Source organism: Pseudomonas sp. S12(2018) (genome assembly GCF_024355235.1).
Taxonomy (GTDB): domain Bacteria; phylum Pseudomonadota; class Gammaproteobacteria; order Pseudomonadales; family Pseudomonadaceae; genus Aquipseudomonas; species Aquipseudomonas palmensis.
In genome coordinates, this window is the sequence record NZ_QLAD01000002.1 from 287,433 (window position 1) to 308,189 (window position 20,757).

A 20,757-nucleotide genomic window follows, 5' to 3' on the forward strand; every position below is an offset into this window, starting at 1 on the left:
CGTGCTGATCTGCGAATGAGCCGCTTCTGTATATAGAAGGCGGCACGGGTCCCGCCAGCGGCGGGGTTCCGGTCGGTGCCCCACGGGAGGCACCGGCCTGAATGTGGTTACAGCTTGGGCATGCCGCCGCCAGGCAACATGCCGCCAAGGCCGCGCATCATCTTCGACATGCCGCCCTTGGTGGAAAACTTCTTCATCATCTTCTGCATCTGCTTGTGCTGCTTGATCAAGCGGCCGATGTCCTGCACCTGGGTGCCCGAGCCCATGGCGATGCGGCGCTTGCGCGAACCGCTGATCAGCTCGGGGTCGCGGCGCTCGGCCGGGGTCATGGAGTTGATGATCGCCTCCATCTGCTTGAACTGCTTCTCTGCCGCGCCCTGGGCATTGCCCATCTGCGACAGGTTGACGCCGCCGATGCTCGGCATCTTGTCCATCAGGCCGCTCAGGCCGCCCATGTTCTTCATCTGCTGCAGCTGGTCGCGGAAGTCCTCGAGATCGAAGCCCTTGCCCTTCTTCAGCTTCTTGGCCAGCTTGTCGGCCTTTTCCTTGTCCAGGGTCTGCTCGGCCTGCTCGATCAGGCTGAGCACGTCGCCCATGCCCAGGATCCGCGAGGCAATGCGGTCCGGGTGGAACGGTTCGAGCGCTTCGCTCTTCTCGCCCATGCCGATGAACTTGATCGGCTTGCCGGTGATCGCGCGTACCGACAGCGCGGCACCGCCACGGGCATCACCGTCGACCTTGGTCAGGATCACGCCGGTCAGCGGCAGCGCCTCGCCAAATGCCTTGGCGGTGTTGGCGGCGTCCTGGCCGGTCATGGCATCGACCACGAACAGGGTCTCGATCGGCTTGACCGCAGCGTGCAGCTGCTTGATCTCGCCCATCATCTCGGCATCGATGTGCAGACGCCCGGCGGTGTCGACGATGACCACGTCGATGAACTTGAGCTTGGCTTCGCGAATCGCCGCCTCGGCGATGGCCACCGGCTTCTGCGTGATGTCCGACGGGAAGAAGGTCACGCCGATGTCGTTGGCCAGGGTTTCGAGCTGCTTGATGGCCGCCGGACGGTACACGTCGGCCGACACCACCATCACGCTCTTCTTCTTGCGCTCCTTGAGAAAGCGCGCCAGCTTGCCGGCGGTGGTGGTCTTGCCCGCACCCTGCAGGCCGGCCATCAGCACCACGGCAGGCGGCGCGCTGTTGAGCGCGAGGTCTTCGTTGGCCGCGCCCATCAGCTCTTCGAGTTCGGCCTGGACGATCTTCACGAACGCCTGGCCAGGCGTCAGGCTGCGCGACACCTCGGTGCCGACCGCGCGTTCCTTGACCTTGTTGACGAAATCCTTGACCACCGGCAGGGCGACGTCGGCCTCGAGCAACGCCATGCGCACTTCGCGCAGGGTGTCTTTAATATTGTCCTCGGTGAGCTTGGCTTTACCGGTGACATGGCGCAGCGTCTGTGACAGACGGTCGGTCAGGTTTTCAAACATGGGGATCCTTTCAGGCTCTGTAGAACCGAGGTTTATCAGCTGCCCCTGGCGCATTCGGCCAGCCTTGGGCAAGGGCAGGCCGGCGATTATAGCGAAGACTCGCGCACGCGCACACCATGGCGTCGGCCACCAGTCTTCCTTGGCAGGCGCGTTGTATGCCAAACTCAGGGCCTTTCGGGCTTGCCTAACAGGACTTATGCTCCCCTTGTCACCCAGCTTGCTACCCAATCTGATCGCCGCCTGCCTGTACGCCGCCGCGATTTTCTATCAAGGCACCCGCCTGGCCCGAGGCACCAAGGCCGACAAGCGGCTGCTCGGAATGCTCGGCGCCTTCGCCGTGGTCGCTCAGGGCACCGCGTTGTGCTGGCAGCTGCTCACGCCGCTGGGCCTGAGCCTGGACTTCTTCAGCGCCGCCAGCCTGATCGCCACCGCAGTGATTGCCCTGACCCTGGTCGCCACCCTGCGCATCCCGGTGGAGAACCTGTTGCTGCTGCTGTTCCCGCTGGGCCTGCTGACCGCGCTGATGGCGCAGTTCGCGCCCTCGGGCACGGTGCCGCTGGTCAACGAGGAGCCCGGCATCCTGGCGCATATCCTGCTGTCGATCCTGGCCTACGGGCTGTTCACCATCGCGGTGTTCCAGGCCTTGCTGCTGCTGGTGCAGGATTACCAGCTCAAGCACAAGCACCCCTCGGGCCTGATCCGCAACTTCCCGCCGCTGCAGACCATGGAGAGCCTGCTGTTCGGCTTCCTGTGGGCCGGCTGGGCGCTGCTGTCGCTGTCGCTGATCTCCGGCTGGCTGTTCCTGGACAACCTGTTCGCCCAGCACCTGGTGCACAAGACCCTGCTCGCCTGCGTGGCCTGGATCGTCTTCGGCGTCCTGCTGTGGGGCCGCACCCGCCTGGGCTGGCGCGGTCACAAGGCGATCCGCTGGACCCTGGCCGGTTTCTGCCTGCTGATGCTGGCGTATTTCGGCAGCAAGCTGGTACGCGAATTCATTCTGCATATCTGACAGGCGACCTATGAACACTCTGCCGTTAGGCCCACAGGTCGCGGTACTGGCACTGACCCTGGTGTGGTCGGCGCTGTTCAGCGCAGTGGATGCCGCCCAGCAGCAACAGGGCGGCACCCGCCGCAATGGCCCCAGAAGCGAACGTGCACTGATGCTGGGCGCCACCCTGGGCAAGCTGCTGGTGTTCGCCCTGGCCTCGCTGCTGGGCTTTGCCCATGCCGGCGAGCGCGGCTTCTGGCTGGCCTGCGCGGCAGCGGCACTGGCCGTGCTGGTGCTCACCGACTACCTCCCCCGCCAGCTGGCCCGACGCTACCCCGACGCCCTGCTGGGCCTGGGCGAGAGCCTGCTCAAGGTGCCGCTCATGCTGCTGCAGCCACTGGCCTGGCTGCTCGATGGCGTTGCACGCCTGTTGCTGCGCCCCTTCGCGGGCAAGGTCACGGCCGTCACCCAGCATGACAATCGCCACGACACCCCCGGTGCCTCCGGTACGCCGGACGAGGAACATGCCCAGCACAGGAGCGACCTGCTCGGCAGCCTTCAGGCGCTGGACAAGGTGACGGTCAACGACATCCTGGTGCCGCGCAACGATGTCGACGGGATCAACCTCGACGAGCCGATCGAAAAGATCATCGAGCAACTGATCGTCAGCCGTCACACCCGCCTGCCGGTGTTCCACAGTGATATCAACCAGGTCGAGGCGATCCTCAACACGCGTCAGATCAGCCACCTGCTGCCCAAGGCCGAGCTGACCCTGGCCAACCTGCTGGCGGCGTGCTACGAGCCATACTTCGTGCCCGAAAGCACCCCGCTGCAGTTGCAGCTGCTGAACTTTCACAAACAGCAGCGGCGCCTGGGCGTGGTGGTGGACGAATATGGCGAAGTGCAGGGCATCGTCACCCTGGAAGACATTCTTGAAGAGATCGTGGGCGAGTTCGAGGAAGAGCACAGCCTGGACAACCCGCACATTCACCCGCAGCCCGATGGGCGCTACGTGATCGAGGGCAACATTTCGATCCGCGAGCTCAACCGCAGCCTGGGCTGGCACCTGCCCAGCGACGGCCCGAAAACCCTGAACGGCCTGGTGACCGAGGCGCTGGAAAGCATCCCTGCCAGCGCGGTGTGCCTGAAAATGGGCCGTTATCGCATGGAAATCCTCGAAACCGAGGACAATTGCGCCAGCCGCATACTGGTCTGGACCGTTTCCCGCTAGCTATACTCGAGCCCGCCGGCGCTTGCCCGCGGCAGGTGCCGGAGCCTTCGCAGCACTCGACAGGGAAACGTTCATGACGACCAGCAGCACCTATAACAACAACGATGAAACCGCAGCGCCCCCAGTCAACTCGCCCGCCCGGGTAGCCACGGCCAGCTTTATCGGCACCGCCATCGAGTTCTACGACTTCTACGTATACGCCACGGCAGCGGCCCTGGTGATCGGCCCGGTGTTCTTCCCGCAGACCTCGGGCACCGCGCAGATGCTCTCGGCCTTCCTCACCTTCGGCATCGCGTTTCTGGCGCGCCCGCTGGGTTCGGCGCTGTTCGGCCATTTTGGCGACCGCATCGGCCGCAAGTCGACGCTGGTGGCCTCGCTGCTGCTGATGGGCATCTGCACCACGCTGATCGGCGTGCTGCCGGGTTACGACAGCATTGGCGCCTGGGCGCCGATCCTGCTGTGCCTGCTGCGCTTCGGCCAGGGCCTGGGGCTGGGCGGCGAATGGGGCGGTGCAGCGCTGCTGGCCACCGAGAACGCGCCCAAGGGCAAGCGGGCGTGGTTCGGCATGTTCCCGCAGCTGGGCCCTTCGATCGGCTTTCTGGCGGCCAACGGCCTGTTCCTGACCCTGGCCATGACCCTTTCCGACGAGCAGTTCCGCAGCTGGGGCTGGCGCATTCCGTTCCTGCTCAGCGCCGCGCTGGTGATCGTGGGGCTGTATGTGCGGCTCAAGCTCGAGGAGTCGCCGGTGTTCGCCAAGGCCGTGGCGCGCCACGAGCGGGTGAAGATGCCGGTGGTCGAGCTGTTCGCACAGTACTGGGCGCCGACCCTGCTGGGCGCGGCGGCGATGGTGGTGTGCTATGCGCTGTTCTACATCTCGACGGTGTTCTCGCTGAGCTACGGGGTATCGACCCTTGGCTACAGCCGCGAGACCTTTCTGGCACTGCTGTGCTTTGCGGTGGTGTTCATGGCCCTGGCCACGCCGCTGTCGGCCTGGCTGAGCGACCGGTACGGACGCAAGCCGGTGCTGATCGTGGGTGGGGTGCTGGCCATCCTGTCGGGGTTCACCATGGAGCCGCTGCTGACGTCGGGGTCGACCGCGGGCGTGGCGTTGTTTCTGGCCATCGAACTGTTTCTGATGGGGGTGACGTTCGCGCCGATGGGGGCGCTGCTGCCTGAGCTGTTCCCCACGCACGTGCGCTATACCGGGGCCTCGGCGGCGTACAACCTGGGCGGGATCGTCGGGGCCTCGGCGGCGCCGTTCTTTGCACAGAAGCTGGTGGCCATGGGCGGCCTGAGCTGGGTGGGCGGGTATGTGTCGGCGGCAGCAGTACTGAGCCTGATTGCAGTGCTGTGCCTGAAAGAGACCCGGCATACGGAACTCTGAAGACAGGCTGCTGCGCAGCTATCGCGGGTCAGACCGCTCCCACAGGCATCATCACTGTCCCTGTGGGAGCGGGCCTGACCCGCGATGAAGTATCGAAGCCTTACAGCTCTACGTTGACTGCCTGCGAAGCCCGGGTCGCCTTGGCCCGCGCGGCTTCGATCGACTCGTCACGCGCCAGGCACACGCCCATGCGCCGCTGGCCATTCACCTCTGGCTTGCCGAACAGGCGCAGCGCGGTGTCCGGCTCGCTCAGCGCCGCGCCGAGGTTGGCGAAGGCGGTCTGCTGCGAAGTGCCTTCCACCAGAATCACTGCCGAAGCCGACGGCCCGAACTGGCGAATCAGCGGAATCGGCAGGCCCAGGATCGCCCGCGCATGCAGCGCGAACTGCGACAGGTCCTGGGAGATCAGGGTCACCAGGCCAGTGTCGTGCGGGCGCGGCGAGACTTCGCTGAACCACACCTGGTCGCCCTTGACGAACAGCTCCACGCCGAACATGCCGCGACCACCCAGGGCCTCGGTCACCGCACGCGCCACGCGCTCGGACTCGGCCAGCGCCTTGGGGCTCATCGCCTGCGGCTGCCACGACTCCTGATAATCGCCCTTCTCCTGGCGATGCCCGACCGGCGCGCAGAAGGTGGTGCCGCCCACATGGCGCACGGTGAGCAGGGTGATCTCGTACTCGAAGTCGATGAAGCCCTCGATGATGACCCGGCCCTTGCCGGCACGCCCGCCTTCCTGGGCATAGTCCCAGGCAGCCTGCACGTCATCGACGCCCTTGAGCAGGCTCTGGCCCTTGCCCGACGAGCTCATCACCGGCTTGACCACACACGGGAAGCCGAGGTCTTCGACGGCCTTGCGGTAGTCTTCGAAGGTGTCGGCAAAGTGGTAAGGCGAGGTTGGCAGGTCCAGCTCCTCGGCGGCCAGGCGGCGGATGCCCTCGCGGTTCATGGTCAGCTGCGCGGCGCGTGCGGTCGGCACCACGGTAAAGCCTTCGGCTTCCAGCTCAACCAGGGTGGCGGTGGCGATGGCTTCGATTTCCGGCACGATGTAGTGCGGCTGCTCGGCCTCGATCACTGCGCGCAGGGCGGCGCCATCGAGCATGTTGATCACGTGGCTGCGGTGCGCCACCTGCATGGCCGGGGCATCGGCGTAACGGTCCACGGCAATCACTTCAACGCCCAGGCGTTGCAGCTCGATCACCACTTCCTTGCCCAGTTCGCCACAGCCACACAGCAGTACTCGGGTCGCGGTCGGCGACAAGGGGGTTCCGATACGGGTCATCTCAGGTCCTCAGAGGGAAGGAATCCAGGGCCGCCCCAGCACGGTGCAACCCGGTGAAAAGAAGCGCCATTTTACATGGCGCAGGCGTTCTTGCGTGCGCGCCAGGCCATCGCCAGCCACACCACCGTCACCCCGGCGAACTTGGAGCCCAGCGCGGTACCGACCACGGCCGGGGTCAGTGCGCCGATCATGCCGAAGAAGATGAAGGTGTCCAGCGGGATGCTCAGCGCCGAGCTCAGCCACAGGCGGTCATGCAACGGGCGCTTGGTGATGCTGAACACCAGCCAGTCGATCAGCTCCGATACCGCGAACGCGGTGGCGCTGGCCAGGGCGATGGCAGGGTCGGAGGTGATATAGGACAGCACCAGGGCGCCAAGCATGGCCAGCAGGGCGCCGTGGCCGAAGCGGGTCTGCACCATGTCGCGCAGGATGAACACCAGCCCGCCCCAGGCGGACCAGATGACGTCCAGGTGCGGGGCACTGGAGAACGCGTAGTTGATCAGCACCACGCTGGCGATATAAGCAATCAGAAAGAACATAGAAACACCGGTTGGCAAGCCGTACAGGGTACTTGAGTGCCCCCGCACGGCCAAGCCCGGGATCAGCCGGCGGCCTTGCCCACCGTCATCACCAGCCCCGCCGCCACGGCGCGCTCATGGCACAGCACCAGCACCTGGCGTCGTTCGTCGTTGGCCATGCGGCCCCAGCGCGTGATCTCGCTGGCGGTGCGCTGGCAGCCGGTGCAGATATCCTGCTCGTCCAGCGCGCAGATGTGCACGCAAGGCGAGGCCACCGGTCGTTCAGGGCTGCTCATCAGTCCTCCTGGGGTACAAGGTCACGGGCATAGCGCTGGGCGTTGTGCACATAGTGGGCAGCGCTGGCCTCGAGCAGTTGCTGCTGCGCCGGGGTCAGTTCGCGCACCACCTTGCCCGGCGAGCCGACCACCAGCGACCCATCGGGAATCTCGCGCCCCTCGGGCACCAGCGCATTGGCGCCGATGATGCAGTGCTTGCCGATGCGCGCACCATTGAGGATCACCGCACCGATGCCCACCAGGCTGTAGTCGCCGACCGTGCAGCCATGCAGCATGGCGTTGTGGCCGACCGTCACGCCCTTGCCCAGGGTCAGTGGCCAGCCCATGTCGGTGTGCATCACCGTACCGTCCTGCACGTTGCTGTTCTCGCCGATGTCGATCAGCTCGTTGTCGCCGCGCAGCACCGCGCCGAACCAGACGTTGGCCCCCGCCTGCAGGCGTACCTTGCCGATCAGCGTGGCGGTGGGCGCTACCCAGCTCTGTGGGTGGGTTTCGACGCGCAGGTCGCCCAGACGGTATTTCATGCGTGGTTCCTCACGGTGGGAAGGCGGCGGGTGGGCCCGCTCATCTTGTAGGGGTGCGCTCAGGCGGATGGTGCAGGCTGATGCGCGCATCGTAAAGCAGGTTGACCAGCTCGACGATCATGATCGCCGACAGGCCCCAGATCTTGTACTCGCCGAAACGGTAGCTGGGCACGTACCAGCTGCGGCCCTGGTAGTCGATGCGGTGGGTATGGTCGCGCGGGTCCTGGCGGAAGAACTCCAGCGGCACGCTGAACACCGCGGCAATCTCGGCATCGTTGGCGCGGTACTCGACATAGTCGGGAATCAGCCCGACAAACGGCGTGACCTTCAGCCCGTGCAACGAAACCAGCGGGCTCAGCGGGCCGATGACTTCGACCAGCCCGGGCGGCAGGCCGATTTCCTCCTCGGCCTCGCGCAGCGCGGTGAACACCAGGTTCGGGTCTTCGGGGTCTCGCCGCCCGCCGGGGAAGGCCACTTCGCCGCCATGGGTCGAGAGCCCCTTGGCGCGCAGGGTCAGCACCAGTTCGGGCGACTCGCTGCGGGTGATGGGCAATAACACGGCAGCCTCGGGGAACCGACGATCGGTCTCCAGGGTGCCCGGCGTGTGATTGCTCATTCGGCGAAGTAACTCGTCCAGCATGGTCTCTCTCGTTCTGTCGGGTCTCTGCATGATGCACCAAAGGCGCAGCCCGCCCAAGCCCCCGCGACAATCGCGCTTGCGGGCCTGCGCGCACTGGCGCGAAGATAGGCGCAGCCACCAGGAAGATAAGCATGAATTACTGCAGTGCGTGCGGCAAACCGGTCACTCATCGCATCCCCGACGGCGACAACCGCCTGCGTCATGTCTGCGATCATTGCCACACCATCCATTACCAGAACCCCAATATCGTCGCCGGCGTGCTGCCCAGCCATGGCAGCCAGGTGCTGCTGTGCCGACGCGCCATCGAGCCGCGACGTGGCTACTGGACCCTGCCGGCCGGCTTCATGGAAAACGGCGAGACCATGGAGCACGCCGCCCGCCGCGAGGCCGACGAGGAAGCCTGTGCGCGCCTGGGGCCGATGGCCCTGTACCAGCTGTTCGACCTGCCGCACATCAACCAGGTGCACGTGTTCTACCGCGCCGAGCTGGCCGACCTGGCATTTGCGGTGGGCGTCGAGAGCCTGGAAGTGCGCCTGTTCGAGGAAAGCGAGATCCCCTGGGACGAGCTGGCTTTCAGGACCGTGAGTCGTGCCCTAGAATGCTACTATCTCGACCGCCAGGGGCAGCATTACCCGGTACGCACCGAATGCCTGTCCCCGCGGGTCGAACCGCTCACTTGAACCCCAACGTCGCCACTTTCAGGGATACCGTTTCATGCGCTGGTTGCTTGCCCTCTTCTGCCTCGGTGTGGCGTCGGTGTCCCAGGCGGCGTTCACCGAAACCATTGTGCGAAAACCGCTTGGCCAGGTGACGCCCTCGACCCCGGCGCCCACCCCCTCCGGCGCCCCGTTGATCGACAAGGTGCTGGTGATCAAGTCCGAACGCCGCCTGCAACTGATGAGCGGCGACACCTCGATGAAGAGCTACCGTATCTCGCTGGGCAAGCAGCCCACCGGTGCCAAGCTGCGCGAGGGCGACAAGCGCACGCCTGAGGGGCTGTACTGGCTCGACTGGCGCAAGGTGTCCGACCGTTACAACCTGGCCATCCACGTCTCCTACCCCAATGTCAGCGACTCAGCCCGTGCCCGCCGCGAAGGGGTGAAGCCGGGCAGCATGATCATGATCCACGGCACCCCGGACAGTGCGGACTACCCCGAGGCGCTGTTCCACACCCTGGACTGGACCGAAGGCTGCATCGCCATGACCAACCGCGACATGCGCGAAGTGTGGAACCTGGTCAGCGACGGCACGCTGATCGAGATTCGGCCCTGACCGAGCGTGCCCCTTCGCCGGCTCCTACCTGCCGCCCCCCAGACCTGCAGGAGCCGGCCTTGCCGGCGAAAAAGCGCCCACTGGCGAATCACCAGTTGAAGGACCACCGCACCGCGTGCTCTCCGGCCTGCAGCCACTGCCCGCCGACCAGCACCGGATACAGTGCCGCCCCCTGCTCCACCTGCCCTTGCAGCGTACCGCCTGCCACCCCCGCGTCCAGCGCCAGGTGGTGCTGACCCGCCGCCGCCAGTCGCGCCGATAGCCGCCAGCCTTCGTTGCACACCACGCGCACCTCGCCGCGCCCCAGGGCCAGCGTCCATGGCGCCACCAGGGCCAACTGATCCGCCACCAGCGCACCCTGCCCGCTCACGCACCGCGCGCCACGCCCACTCAGTGCCAGTTGCCCCGACCACTCACCCCCCAGGCGATACGCCGAAGCCACACGGCTGGCCGGCCCCTGCGGCGTGACGCTCGCTTGCCAGTCCCACGGCCAGCCGCGCAATACCAGCCCCCAGCGCTGGCCCTGATACCCTGCCTGCACCTGCACCGCCCACGGGCGCACCTGCCAGCTCAACGGGCCAACGTCGCCGATCCGCCCGGCCTGCCCCTGCCACACGCTACCGGCCACGCCCTGCGCAGGCCACGGCGCAGCCTTGAACAACCAGCGCGCCGGCAACCCCGCCAGCAACGTCAGGCAGAACACCAACAGCATCCACCCCAACCTCCTGCGGCTCATCGCGCCAGCACCAGATCGAAACTCAGGCCCGACGACGCCTGCTCCAGCCCCCATTGAAGCGGCTGAACGCCTTCACGCTGCAAGCTCAGCAACCACGCCTGAAGCCGCCGCTCGTCCTTGACCTGGCCGCGCACCTGCCACCCCGCGTCAACCGGCTGCACGTCGCTGAGCACGAGCTGCTGCGCCGCAGCCGACTGCTGCAATCGCTCCAGCGTCACCTCGGCGCCTGAGTGCATGGCCGTCGCCGAGGCGGCCAGTTCGCGCCACTGCGAAAGCTCGCGCCATTGGCCAAGGCCTTCGCGCACCACCAGGCTCAACAGCAAGAGGGCCACTGCGGTCCAGGCCAGCGGCATCAACCAGCGCCGTGCGGTGACGCTGCTCATGCTCCTGCCCCCAGGTCGAACACCAGTTGCACGGCATCTGCCGTGGTCGGCTGCACCGCCACCTGCGCCCCGGCACTGGCGGCCATGGCAGCCCACGGCGTGTCCGACGGTGCCTGCGCACCCTGCAACTGCAAGGTCCAGCGTGTGCCATCAAACCGCGCACGCTGCAGCCGCCAGCCAGGCTGCGCCGAAAGCCACTGCACCATGGCGCCCTGCAATGCCTCCAGCTGGCGCAGTCGCAGGTTGCGCTCATCCCGCGTCTGGCGCTCGCGCTTGAGCCACTGCGTAGCCTGGCGCGGGGTACTCAGCGGCCCGGTCACGGCCACCACCTGCGCCTTGTACAGCGTGGCCTGGCGCCACTGCAGGCCGAGCCACAGGCCACACCACACCACACCCAGCACGGCGCAGGCCATCGCCAGGCGCCGTTGCCCCTGTGCCAGGTGCGGTCGCGCGCGGGGCGTGCGGCGCAGCTCGAACAGGCCGGGCAGACGTTCCAGCGCCGCCAGCGACGCCGGCCACGCGCCCTCGAATGCCTGCACCTGCCGGTCACACCACACCGGCGGCGGGGTTGCCCCCAGCGCCGTCGGCCAGGCCAGCCACGCCTGGCGCCGGTCGGCGCCGCAACTCTTGAACAGGCTAAGGTCCGGGCTGCGTCGCCAGCACCAGGCATCGCCGGGGGCAAGCTCCGGCAGCAGCTGGAACTCCGCCCAGCAGCGCTCGACCTGCAGGCCCCAGCCCTGGCAAGCCTGCAACCAACCCGCCAGGCGTTGCCGGTCAATCACCGCCAGCTCAAGCCATCCCGAACCTCGCGACACACAACCGACATGGATCGCCTCGGCTGGCTGCAACACGCGATCTTCAAGCAGCAATGGCCACTCTTCACGCTTGAGACCCGGCGGCGCCTGCAAATGGAAGTGCGCGCATTCACTGCCCGGCACCACCAGCGCCACGCGATCGGCACCTTCCGGCGGTTGCCCGTGCCCCGCGCGCAGCACCTCACCGGCCCTCACCTGCAGCCAGCTCCAGCCGGCCTCATCGGGGCGCACCAGCAACCACGACCCAGGCTGGCGCCGTCGCCAGTATCGAATGTCAATCATTGGCTCTCCGGCAGGGCAAACGTACACACATAGGGGGCTCCATCACGCTGGAACTCGAGCCGTACACCACGATCGGGCGCAGCGCGTTCGGCAGAGGGCCAGGCCAGCCAACGGCTGCCCTGGCGAAACTCGAAAACGGGGCTGGACACCCCGGCCAGGCTGTCGCGCAGCACCCAGTGCGGGCGCTCGACGGCATACAGGTCGGCAGAGGTCTCCAGCAGCAGGCGTGCATCGCGCCGGTCATAGCGCAGGCGTTGGCGCTGCAAGCGCGAGCCGCCTTCGGCCGCCGGCCACGCCGTCAGCGCCACCCATTGCAGCTGCAACTCGGCAGGCTGCCAGTCCAGCCAATTCAAGGCCAGCGGCAGGCGCTGCTCGTACAACTGGCGCAGCACCGTGGCGTCGAAGCGGCGCTCCAGCCCCAGGCAGAAGCTCAGCACCGGGCTCGCCTGCGGCGCTTGGTCGAGTCGCTCACGTACGCTCAGCCAGCCATTGACCAGCGCCGCCAGCAGCACGCCCAGTACAGCGGTCAGTGCCAGCGCCACCAGCAGTTCGAGCAGGGTCAGGCCCTGCTGCCTGCGCCTCACGGGCGCACCAGAAACAGGCGGTACTGACCCAGCGGTTCACGTTCATCGCGGTCGGCGAACAGGCGCAGTTCGCCACCGCGCAGGTTGCGCACGCCGGTGGAACCCAGTTGCAACCGCCAGTGGCAGGTGCCCGGCCCCTGACGCAGCTCGCCGCTACTCAGTGCCTGCGCCGGCCAGTACTGCTCCACCACAAAGCGCGCCTGCAGTTCCCGGGCACACAGGCTGCCCAACCAATGCTGCTGCACGCCCTGCTGCACCACCAGGCGCTGGCGCAGTACCTGGCTGCTGATGATCGCCATGGTCGCGGCGATGCCCAGGGCCACGCTCACTTCGAGCAGAGTGAAACCACGCTGGCGAGCCTTCATGGCACGTTCACTACCTGCAGGCCGGCAGCATGACGCCAGTGCCAGCGCTGTCGGCCCTCGGCCCAGCGCCATTCCAGCCTCACCGGCCGGGCCAGCCCGGAGGGGGTGAACATCACCCGTGGCGTGCTGCCCGCAGGCCAGTCCGGGCGCAGCCCGGCCGGCCACTCGCCCAGCGCCACCGGCTCCACCTGCCACTGGTCGCCCTCGACCAGGCGCACGAACTCGGGCCGCTGCCCGTTCCAGCGCAGGCCGCGCACCTGCCCGCCATGCAGGGCCAGGTCGGCCTGCGCCCGCGACGCCGCGGCCAGGCGCTCCAGGGCCTGGTGCAAAGGCGCCTTGGCACCGTCGAGCGAGGCCACCGCCAGGGCGCTCATCAACCCGGCGATGGCGATCACCACCAGCAGTTCCAGCAGGGTGAAGCCACGCTGGGCCGGCATGCCTAGAGGTCCCAGTTACCGATGTCGGCATCGATCCCCTCGCCGCCCTCCACCCCGTCGGCACCCAGCGAATAGATGTCGATGCGCCCATGCTGCCCCGGCGCCCGGTACTGGTACGGTGTGGCCCACGGGTCCTGCGGGAGCCTGCGAATATAGCCATCGGCCCGCCAGGCACGCGGCACCGGCTCGGCCTGCGGCTTGCTCACCAGGGCCGACAGCCCCTGCTCGGCGGTGGGGAAGCGCAGGTTGTCGAGGCGGTACATGTCCAGCGCCTGCTCCAGGCTCGACAGGTCGGCCATCACCTTCTGCTTCATGGCCTTGTCCTGGCTGCCCAGCACACTGGGCGCCACCAGCGCGATCAACAGGCCGATGATGAAGATCACCACCATGATTTCCATCAGGGTGAAGCCGTGCTGGCGGGAACGTCGTGTCTGCATGGTAGTGCTCCTATTAAAGTGTGAGGCCCTGGTTGAGCTGCATGATCGGCAACAGCACCGCCAGCACGATGAACAGCACCACCGCGCCCATGACCAGGATCATCAGCGGCTCGAACAACGCCATCACGGTGTCGACCTGACGGGCAAAGCCGCGCTCCTGGTTGTCGGCCACGCGCTCGAGCATGTCGGGCAAGGTGCCGCTGGCCTCGCCGCTGGCGACCATGTTCAGCAGCATCGGCGGGAACTGCCCGCTGGCATCCAGCGCGCGGTGCAGGCTGACGCCGCCTTGCACATCGACCTGCACCCGCTCCAGCGCCAGGCGAATGCGTCGGTTTTCCAGGGTGGCGGTGGCCACCTGCAAGGCTTCGAGCAGCGGTACCCCGCTGCCGACCAGAATCGCCAGGCTGCGCGACAGCCGCGCGCTTTCCAGCACCCGCAGCAGCGCACCCACGCGCGGCAGGCGCAACAGCAGGTCGTCACGGCGCAGGCACCAGTGCGGCCGACGCAGCAGCCGCGCCGCGCCTGCCGCACCCAGCACCGCGGCGCCCAGCAGCCACGGCCCGGCCAGCAACAGCGCTTCGCTGGCGCCGATCAGCAGGCGCGTGATCAACGGCAGGCTCTGCCCGGAATGGGCGAATTGTTCGGTCAGCCTGGGCACCACGAAGCTCATCAGGCCGACCACCACCGCCAGCGACACCCCCATCAGCACGCACGGGTAGATCAGCGCGGTACGCGCCTTGTGCTGCTGGCGCTGCACCTGCTCAAGGTGGTCGGCCAGGCGTTCCAGCACCTGGGCCAGGCGCCCTGAGCGTTCGCCGGCCTCGACCAGCGCGCAGTACAGCGTTGAAAACACCCCGCCCTGGCGTGCCAGGCTGCGGGCCAGGCCCAGCCCCTCTGCCAGCGCGCCGCGCACCCCCACCAGCAGATTGCGCAGGGCCGGCTCCACCAACTGCCGCTCAAGGGTGGCCAGGGCATCCACCAATGCAATGCCGGCCCCTGTCAGCGTGGCCAGTTGCCGGGTCAGTTCACACAGCTGTGCGCGGCTCACGCGCTGGCGCCGTGGCAACACCTGCGCGTTGCCCTGCACCTGCAACTGGCGCGCGAACAGCCCCTGCTCGCGCAGCAACTGGCGGGCATGGCGCTCGCTTTCGGCCTGCAGGCTGGCCTTGAGGGTGCGCCCGGCGAGGTCAACGGCCTGGTATCGGTAGGTCGGCATGGCTCAGCCCTGCACCGCGCGCAGCACTTCGGCCAGGCTCGTCTGGCCCTGGCGCAGGCACTCGCTGGCCATGCCGGCCAGGCTCTGGCGCCGGCCCTGCAGATGCGCCTGCATGGCCACCTCACTGGCCCCGTCATACAGCAGGCCGATCAGCCCGGCGTCCAGCTCGATGAACTCATACAGCCCCAGCCGGCCGCGATAGCCGCTGCCCTGACACTGCGCGCAGCCCACTGCGTGATAACTGTGCTCAAGCTCGACCAGCTCCGGCCACAACGCCCGCTCGGCCGCCTGCAATGGCTGCGCCACGGCGCAACTGCACAGGCGCCGCACCAGGCGCTGGGCCATGACCCCGCGCAGGCACGAGGCAATCAGAAAAGGCTCCACGCCCATGTCGCGCAGACGCGTCACCGCGCCCACCGCACTGTTGGTGTGCAGGGTCGAAAGCACCAGGTGGCCGGTGAGGCTGGCCTGCACCGCAATCTGCGCGGTTTCGCGGTCGCGGATTTCGCCAAGCATGATCACATCCGGGTCCTGGCGCAGAATCGCGCGCAAACCGCTGGCAAAGGTCAGCCCGGCACGCGGGTTGATGGCGGTCTGGCCGATGCCGGTGATGGCGTACTCCACCGGGTCCTCGACGGTGAGGATATTGCGGCTGCCGTCGTTCAGGCTGTTGAGGCTGGCGTACAGCGTGGTGGTCTTGCCCGAACCGGTCGGGCCGGTGCTCAGCACGATGCCGTTGGGTCGCCCCAGGCAGGCGCGCAGGCCCGCCTCGACGGCACCGGGCATGCCCAGGTTGCCCAGCGAGAGCAGGCTGGCCTGCTTGTCGAGCACGCGCATCACCACTCGCTCGCCGTGGATACCCGGCAGCGTCGAGACACGTACATCGACCTCGCGCCCACCCGAGCGCAGGGTGATGCGCCCGTCCTGGGGCTGGCGCTTCTCGGCGATGTCCAGGCGCGCCATGACCTTGATCCGCGACACCAGCATGGCCGACAGCGCACGTGGCGGGCGCAGCACCTCGCGCAGGTGGCCGTCGACCCGCAGGCGCACCACCAGGCTCTGCTCGAAGGTTTCCACATGGATGTCCGAGGCCTGCTGACGCAGCGCCTCGCCGAACAGCCCGTTGATCAGGCGGATCACCGGGGCTTCGTCATCGCTTTCGAGCAGGTCCTCGACCCGCGGCATCTCGCTGATCAGGCCGTCCAGGTCGACCTGTTCGCCAATGCCCTCGATCAGCGCCGCCGTGGCGTTCTCGCCGGCCTGGTACAACTGGCCCAGGCGCGTGTCGAACTCCCCCGCGTCGAAATGGCACACGGTCTGGGGCGCGCCATACACCCGCAGCAGCTCGTGCAACTGGTCGCTGTCGACATCCGGGCGCAGCCACAGGCTCCAGCCGTCGGCGCCAGGCGCCATGGCCAGCCCGCCCTGGCGCGCCAGGCGATAGGGCAGCAACGGCTTCACCAGGTGCCCTCGTCCAGGCGCTGGCGGCTGGCCGGGAACACCCGCAGCAACTCGCTGCCATCGGCCAGGCTGGGCAGGGCAAGCGGCGTGGTCTGTTGCAGGTTGCGGTATTTTTCGCTGCTGAGGCTGGTCAGGCTGGCCCCGTCACGCAGGATCCGCGGGCGGATGAACACCATCAGGTTCTGCTTCACGCCACGGCTGGCATCGGAGCGGAACAACCGGCCCAGACCGGGGATATCCCCCAGAAACGGCACCTTCTGATGGCTGGAGGTGACCTCGTCGCTGATCAGCCCGCCGAGAATGATCAGGCCGTTGTCCTCGACCATGACCTTGGTCTTGATCTCGCGCTTGTTGGTGATCACGTCGCTGGCCGCAGCGGTGTCGGCAATCGACGAGACCTCCTGCACGATGTCCAGGCGCACGGTGTTGTCACTGTTGATCTGCGGCTTGATGCGCAGTTTTACACCGACCTCCTTGCGCTCGATGGTCTGGTAGGGGTTGGTGTTGTCCTGGGTTACCGAGCCGGTCACGAAGGGCACTTCCTGGCCGACCAGGATCGACGCCTCGGCGTTGTCCAGGGTCAGCAGGGTCGGGGTCGACAGCAGGTTGAAGCCACTGTTGCTCTTGAGTGCATTGACCAGCATGGCGAAGTTGAAGCCGCCGCCGAAGTTGCCGATGCCGGCCGTCACGCCGTTCACGCCCGACAACAGTTTGCCCAGCGCCGCGTTGTCGCCGCTGGCCACGGCCCCGGCAATGCCGGTGATGCTGGCACCGCCGGTACCGAAGTTGACTGCGCCGGCACCGAATTTCTCGTCGGCGAACAGCCACTGCACGCCCAGCTCCTGGGCCCGCGAGTCGGACACTTCGGCGATGATCGCCTCGACCACCACCTGCGCACGGCGGATGTCCAGTTGCTCGACGATGGTGCGGTAGGCCGCCAGCTCGCTGTCGGGCCCGACCATGACCACGGCGTTGGTACCCTCCTCGTATTCCAGGCGAATGCCCGAAAGGTTGACCGGCACGGGCGCCTTGGCGTCCTTGTCAGCTTCGCCCGGCGCAGCGCCGGCATCCTGGCTGAGGCTGCGCAGCACCTTGACCACCTCGCCGGCATTGGCGTGACGCAGGTAGATCACCTGAGTGTTGGAGCTGCGCAATGCGTCGCCGGGGCGGTCCAGCTGCGCCAGCAAGGCACGCACGCGCTCGCGGCTGTCGGCACTGCCGCGCACCAGCAGGGCATTGCTGCGCGGGTCGGCGACCACCTGGGCACTGTCGGCGCCCTGCTCGCGGGCCAGCAGGCGGGTGATCAACTGGCTGGTATCGCTGGCACTGGCATGGTGCAGCGGCATCACCTGCAGCGGTTCCTCGCTGACCTGATCGAGCTGGCGCAGCAGGCTGTCGATGCGCTCCAGGTTGCTGCGCCAGTCGGTCACCACCAGCAGGTTGGCGGCCGGGTACGGCGTGATCACCCCCACACGGGGGTCGATCAGCGGCTTGAGGATCGCCAGCATCTGTTCGCTGGCGGCGTTGCGCACGTTGAACACCCGGGTGGCGATGCCATCGCTGCCGGCCTGAGCCTTGCGCCCGCTCTCGACGGGCACCGGCTCCAGCCGCGCCGCCTGATCGGGCACGATCTTCACGCTGCCGTTGGGCAGGTCCACTGCAGCAAAGCCCTGGGCCCGCAGCTGGGCCAGGAAGATATCGTAGATCGCCTCGCTGTCGTGACGGTCCACCGTACGTACCGTGACCTTGCCTTTTACCCGCGGGTCGACGATGAACGTGGTCCCGGTGATGCGCGACACGCTGTCGATGAACTCGCCCAGGTCGGTGTCGACGAAATTCACCTCGTACAGCGGTGTACCGTCTTCGTCCGCTACCGCTTCGGGCTCGTCGAACGCCCAGGCCAGGTTGAGCCCCAGGGCCAGTACGCCAGCCACGCAGAATCTTGCGATCATCCCTTCATCCTTGGCGCTTGAAGCCGGTCACGGCGGGCCGTGGCGGCCAGGGCAAGCGCTCGCGCCGCCCCTGGTTGTCGAAAATCAGGCCATCGTCATCGATGTCCTGCAGCACGATGCCCGGTGCCAGGCGCTGGCCGCGAACGTAGGTACGCACCGCCTGCTCGTAGCGCAGCACCACCACTGTGGCGCTGGCGGGCACGGCCTTGAGGCCGCCCAGGTAATGCACGGGCAAGCGCGTGAGCGGCAGCGCGTCACTGGCCGGCGGCGCCTGCCAATGCCCGACCAGCAGGCCGGGCAGCGCAGCCGGTTCGGCCTCTGCGGCCGGCGCCGGCAGCGGCGCGCGGGCGGCCAGCAGCACGCACTGCGCAGCCAGCCAGCCGGCCAGGCTCAACAGCACGCCGTCGAGCACGCGGCCCGGGCTGATCAACTGGCCAGCCCGCGCGGGTGCCAGCCAGGGTGGCCCTGGACGTAACGCACCTGCGGCAGGGCCAGCGGCGGCAACTGCCAGCCCGGGGGCTGCTGCGCCAGCCATGCTTCCACCCGCTGCCACAGTGGCTCGCCGGCGTCGCTGTCGAATTGCAGGCCGAAGGTGCGGCACTGGCCATCCTGTGCGGCTACCCCGGAGACCCGTTTGCCGCCCGGGCTGTAGCTGACCTGCCAGGGCGCGCCAAACCAGCGCGGCAAATCCTGGCTGTTGTCGAGCAGCAGCGGCGTGCCGAACAGTTGCTCGGCAGCGTTTTCCAGCACCTGCTGTACCTGGCGCGCCGGCACCTGCACCACCGGGGCCGGGTAGCTGCCGGTGAGGCTGATCAGGTGTTCGCGGGTGATCGGCTGGCCGGCCGCCAGCGGGCTGTCGTAGCGCAGCCCCGGCAACAGCACCGGTGCCCCGCTGTCATCGGCCAGCGCCTGGTGCAGCAGGTTGTCCCAGCTGCCGCCACGGGTATCGCGTCGCCACAGGTTTTGCGGTGCCTGTGCCAGGGGTTGGTCGAGCCAGGCGGCATGCCCGGCGCGCTGTTGCTGCAACTGCGCGCGCAACGGCTCGACCCGCGCGCGGGCAGCCGGCGTGAGGCGGTGTTCGAAGGCGGGATGAAACTGCGCGGTGAACTGCCAGCGCCCGTCGCGATGCAGGCAGTTCACCGCGAACACGCCGCTGGCACGGTTGCCGGCCAGCAGCACCGGCACCTGCTTGCCGCTGGCCTGCAGTACCGAGACAGGCTGCGGCCACAGGTCCTGGCCACGGGCGCACAGCAGCAGGTCGGCATCGCTCAGACGCTCGGCCAGCCACAGCCCGGGGCCGGTGCCCACGTCCGCCAGGGCGATCACCAGGTCCGCCGCCTGGCGTGCCTGTTCGAAGGCCGGCAGCAGCGCCTGATACCACTGTTTGAGGGATGCGTTCTGGTCGCGGGCGTACGGGTCGGTAATGCCGACCACCGCCACCCGCACGCCGCCGCGGTGCAGCACAGTGAAGGCCGGCGTGCCCAGGGCCTGGGCGCGTTCGGGGGCCAGCCCCGCACCAAGCACGGCCTGACCGTACTGGCGATACAGGCCGGCGCACTGGCGCGGCCACAGCACCCGCTCATCGCTGCTCACGCGTACCTCGCTGCCCAGCATCCGGCTGCCCTGCACGCCACTGGCGCCCTGGGTCAGGTAGGCCAGGCCACTGCCGTTCCAGCCCTGGCCATTTTCCAGGGTCAGGCAGTTGCCCCGCCCCGCCGCCTCGCGCAGCTGTTCGAGCAGGGCACCCAACACCGCATACCCGCCGGTCTGTACGCCTTCGGCAAGGCTGGCGTCGAGCAGCGGGTTGAGCTCGGCACGCCCCTGGCGGGCATTGATACCGCTCATCCACGGTGCCTGGCCAAGGTGGCTGACCGGCCCCAGGCGCGTCGCCGGCACCACGGGCATGCCGGGCTGGCGCGCATCCAGGGTGTCGGCGAAATACAGCAGCTCCACCGTGCCGGCCTCTGCCGTCGACGGTGTGGCCAGGCTGGAACAGGCGGTCAGCAGCGGCGCCATTGCGCCAACGCCCATCCAGCCCAACACATCGCGTCTGTACATGCTCGCCATCTACTCCATCGCCCTCGGGCTGATCAACTGTCGCAGCGGATAGTGCGGCGAGGGGATTACAGTTTGATGGCAGTTATTCGACAGGGCGTACAAAACCCCATCCAAATCAAATGGTAAGGATTCATTTCCTTAAAGGTCTGTTCACAAAACTGCCAATCAATCATCACACTCGCTCTCTACAGTGCCGGTTTCCGTAGAAGCCACTTCACCCAACAAGGATATGAAGAGATGAGTCGAGACACCGGCGACAACCTGGACCGCAACACCAGTGGCAACCTGCCAATGGCGACTGTCCTGGATGCCTACCTGAGCCGCCGCAGCGTGGTGCGCGGCAGCCTCGGTGCCGCGATCGCGATGATTGCAGGGACAGGCCTGAGCGGCTGCTTCGACAGCGGCGGGGGCT

23 protein-coding genes are annotated in these 20,757 nt (G+C 67.5%); 5 read left to right on the forward strand and 18 right to left on the reverse strand.

All coding sequences use genetic code 11. The features are described from left to right. Positions 1-107: 107 nt before the first annotated feature. Positions 108-1,484, reverse strand: coding sequence for a signal recognition particle protein (ffh, locus tag DN388_RS05230; protein WP_043863183.1), 1,377 nt, complete (start codon positions 1,482-1,484; stop codon positions 108-110). Between the two features lie 205 nt (positions 1,485-1,689). On the opposite strand from ffh, the gene DN388_RS05235 reads away from it, so the two are divergent. The 3 genes from DN388_RS05235 (at position 1,690) to DN388_RS05245 (ending at position 5,087) form a co-directional block, all read left to right on the forward strand. Further along, positions 1,690-2,493: an inner membrane protein YpjD gene (locus tag DN388_RS05235; protein WP_162484878.1), complete on the forward strand. Its 804-nt coding sequence runs from the start codon at positions 1,690-1,692 to the stop codon at positions 2,491-2,493. A 10-nt stretch (positions 2,494-2,503) separates the two neighbouring features. Then, a complete protein-coding gene (locus tag DN388_RS05240; protein WP_210015289.1) occupies positions 2,504-3,703 on the forward strand; it encodes a transporter associated domain-containing protein in 1,200 nt (399 codons plus the stop codon). Positions 3,704-3,776: 73 nt separating this feature from the next. Beyond that, on the forward strand, positions 3,777-5,087 hold the full coding sequence (locus DN388_RS05245) for an MFS transporter (protein WP_043863180.1): 1,311 nt from the start codon (positions 3,777-3,779) through the stop codon (positions 5,085-5,087). 100 nt (positions 5,088-5,187) lie between these two features. Here DN388_RS05245 and purT read toward each other — a convergent pair whose 3' ends face one another. From purT to DN388_RS05270, 5 genes are all read right to left on the reverse strand, one after another. Beyond that, positions 5,188-6,369 (reverse strand): formate-dependent phosphoribosylglycinamide formyltransferase, encoded by a 1,182-nt coding sequence (purT, locus tag DN388_RS05250; protein ID WP_054915034.1) that lies wholly within the window; start codon positions 6,367-6,369, stop codon positions 5,188-5,190. A 71-nt stretch (positions 6,370-6,440) separates the two neighbouring features. After that, positions 6,441-6,908 carry a VUT family protein gene (locus tag DN388_RS05255; protein ID WP_054915035.1) on the reverse strand — a complete coding sequence of 156 codons (468 nt, stop codon included), beginning with the start codon at positions 6,906-6,908 and terminating at the stop codon, positions 6,441-6,443. A gap of 62 nt (positions 6,909-6,970) precedes the next feature. Next, on the reverse strand, positions 6,971-7,183 hold the full coding sequence (locus tag DN388_RS05260) for a DUF1289 domain-containing protein (RefSeq protein WP_043863177.1): 213 nt from the start codon (positions 7,181-7,183) through the stop codon (positions 6,971-6,973). Next, positions 7,183-7,707, reverse strand: a complete 525-nt coding sequence (locus DN388_RS05265) for a gamma carbonic anhydrase family protein (protein WP_054915036.1) — start codon at positions 7,705-7,707, stop codon at positions 7,183-7,185. The genes DN388_RS05260 and DN388_RS05265 overlap by 1 nt, the downstream gene beginning before the upstream one ends. A 40-nt stretch (positions 7,708-7,747) precedes the next feature. Next, on the reverse strand, positions 7,748-8,347 hold the full coding sequence (locus DN388_RS05270) for a CoA pyrophosphatase (protein ID WP_254997292.1): 600 nt from the start codon (positions 8,345-8,347) through the stop codon (positions 7,748-7,750). 131 nt (positions 8,348-8,478) lie between these two features. On the opposite strand from DN388_RS05270, the gene DN388_RS05275 reads away from it, so the two are divergent. Next, positions 8,479-9,027, forward strand: a complete 549-nt coding sequence (locus DN388_RS05275) for an NUDIX hydrolase (RefSeq protein ID WP_043863174.1) — start codon at positions 8,479-8,481, stop codon at positions 9,025-9,027. Between the two features lie 34 nt (positions 9,028-9,061). Continuing rightward, entirely contained in the window at positions 9,062-9,619 is a 558-nt protein-coding gene (locus tag DN388_RS05280) for a murein L,D-transpeptidase family protein (protein WP_054915039.1), read from the forward strand. A gap of 88 nt (positions 9,620-9,707) precedes the next feature. Here the strand turns inward: DN388_RS05280 and DN388_RS05285 are convergent, their stop codons facing one another. From DN388_RS05285 to DN388_RS05340, 12 genes are read right to left on the reverse strand one after another with little or no spacing between them, the layout of a single operon-like run. Beyond that, positions 9,708-10,331 carry a general secretion pathway protein GspN gene (locus DN388_RS05285; RefSeq protein ID WP_196932090.1) on the reverse strand — a complete coding sequence of 208 codons (624 nt, stop codon included), beginning with the start codon at positions 10,329-10,331 and terminating at the stop codon, positions 9,708-9,710. Between the two features lie 20 nt (positions 10,332-10,351). Continuing rightward, on the reverse strand, positions 10,352-10,738 hold the full coding sequence (gspM, locus tag DN388_RS05290) for a type II secretion system protein GspM (RefSeq protein ID WP_254997296.1): 387 nt from the start codon (positions 10,736-10,738) through the stop codon (positions 10,352-10,354). After that, a complete protein-coding gene (locus DN388_RS05295; protein ID WP_254997305.1) occupies positions 10,735-11,835 on the reverse strand; it encodes a type II secretion system protein GspL in 1,101 nt (366 codons plus the stop codon). The genes gspM and DN388_RS05295 overlap by 4 nt, the downstream gene beginning before the upstream one ends. Then, positions 11,832-12,419 (reverse strand): prepilin-type N-terminal cleavage/methylation domain-containing protein, encoded by a 588-nt coding sequence (locus DN388_RS05300; RefSeq protein ID WP_254997307.1) that lies wholly within the window; start codon positions 12,417-12,419, stop codon positions 11,832-11,834. Before DN388_RS05300 ends, DN388_RS05295 begins: the two co-directional genes overlap by 4 nt. Then, a complete protein-coding gene (locus DN388_RS05305; protein ID WP_054915043.1) occupies positions 12,416-12,784 on the reverse strand; it encodes a type II secretion system protein in 369 nt (122 codons plus the stop codon). Before DN388_RS05305 ends, DN388_RS05300 begins: the two co-directional genes overlap by 4 nt. Further along, positions 12,781-13,221: a type II secretion system minor pseudopilin GspH gene (gspH, locus tag DN388_RS05310; protein WP_058541462.1), complete on the reverse strand. Its 441-nt coding sequence runs from the start codon at positions 13,219-13,221 to the stop codon at positions 12,781-12,783. The genes DN388_RS05305 and gspH overlap by 4 nt, the downstream gene beginning before the upstream one ends. Positions 13,222-13,223: 2 nt before the next feature. Next, positions 13,224-13,658 carry a type II secretion system major pseudopilin GspG gene (gspG, locus tag DN388_RS05315; protein ID WP_043860627.1) on the reverse strand — a complete coding sequence of 145 codons (435 nt, stop codon included), beginning with the start codon at positions 13,656-13,658 and terminating at the stop codon, positions 13,224-13,226. Between the two features lie 13 nt (positions 13,659-13,671). After that, a complete protein-coding gene (gene gspF, locus DN388_RS05320; RefSeq protein ID WP_058541460.1) occupies positions 13,672-14,874 on the reverse strand; it encodes a type II secretion system inner membrane protein GspF in 1,203 nt (400 codons plus the stop codon). A gap of 3 nt (positions 14,875-14,877) precedes the next feature. Next, positions 14,878-16,326: a GspE/PulE family protein gene (locus tag DN388_RS05325; RefSeq protein ID WP_078480108.1), complete on the reverse strand. Its 1,449-nt coding sequence runs from the start codon at positions 16,324-16,326 to the stop codon at positions 14,878-14,880. 5 nt (positions 16,327-16,331) lie between these two features. Continuing rightward, the gene (gene gspD, locus DN388_RS05330; protein WP_058541458.1) at positions 16,332-18,287 is read right to left on the reverse strand and encodes a type II secretion system secretin GspD; all 1,956 of its coding nucleotides are present in this window, start codon (positions 18,285-18,287) and stop codon (positions 16,332-16,334) included. A gap of 4 nt (positions 18,288-18,291) precedes the next feature. After that, positions 18,292-18,717: a pilus assembly protein PilZ gene (locus DN388_RS05335; RefSeq protein WP_254997340.1), complete on the reverse strand. Its 426-nt coding sequence runs from the start codon at positions 18,715-18,717 to the stop codon at positions 18,292-18,294. Then, entirely contained in the window at positions 18,714-20,354 is a 1,641-nt protein-coding gene (locus DN388_RS05340) for a lipoprotein UxpA (RefSeq protein WP_254997342.1), read from the reverse strand. The genes DN388_RS05335 and DN388_RS05340 overlap by 4 nt, the downstream gene beginning before the upstream one ends. Between the last annotated feature and the right edge of the window lie 403 nt (positions 20,355-20,757).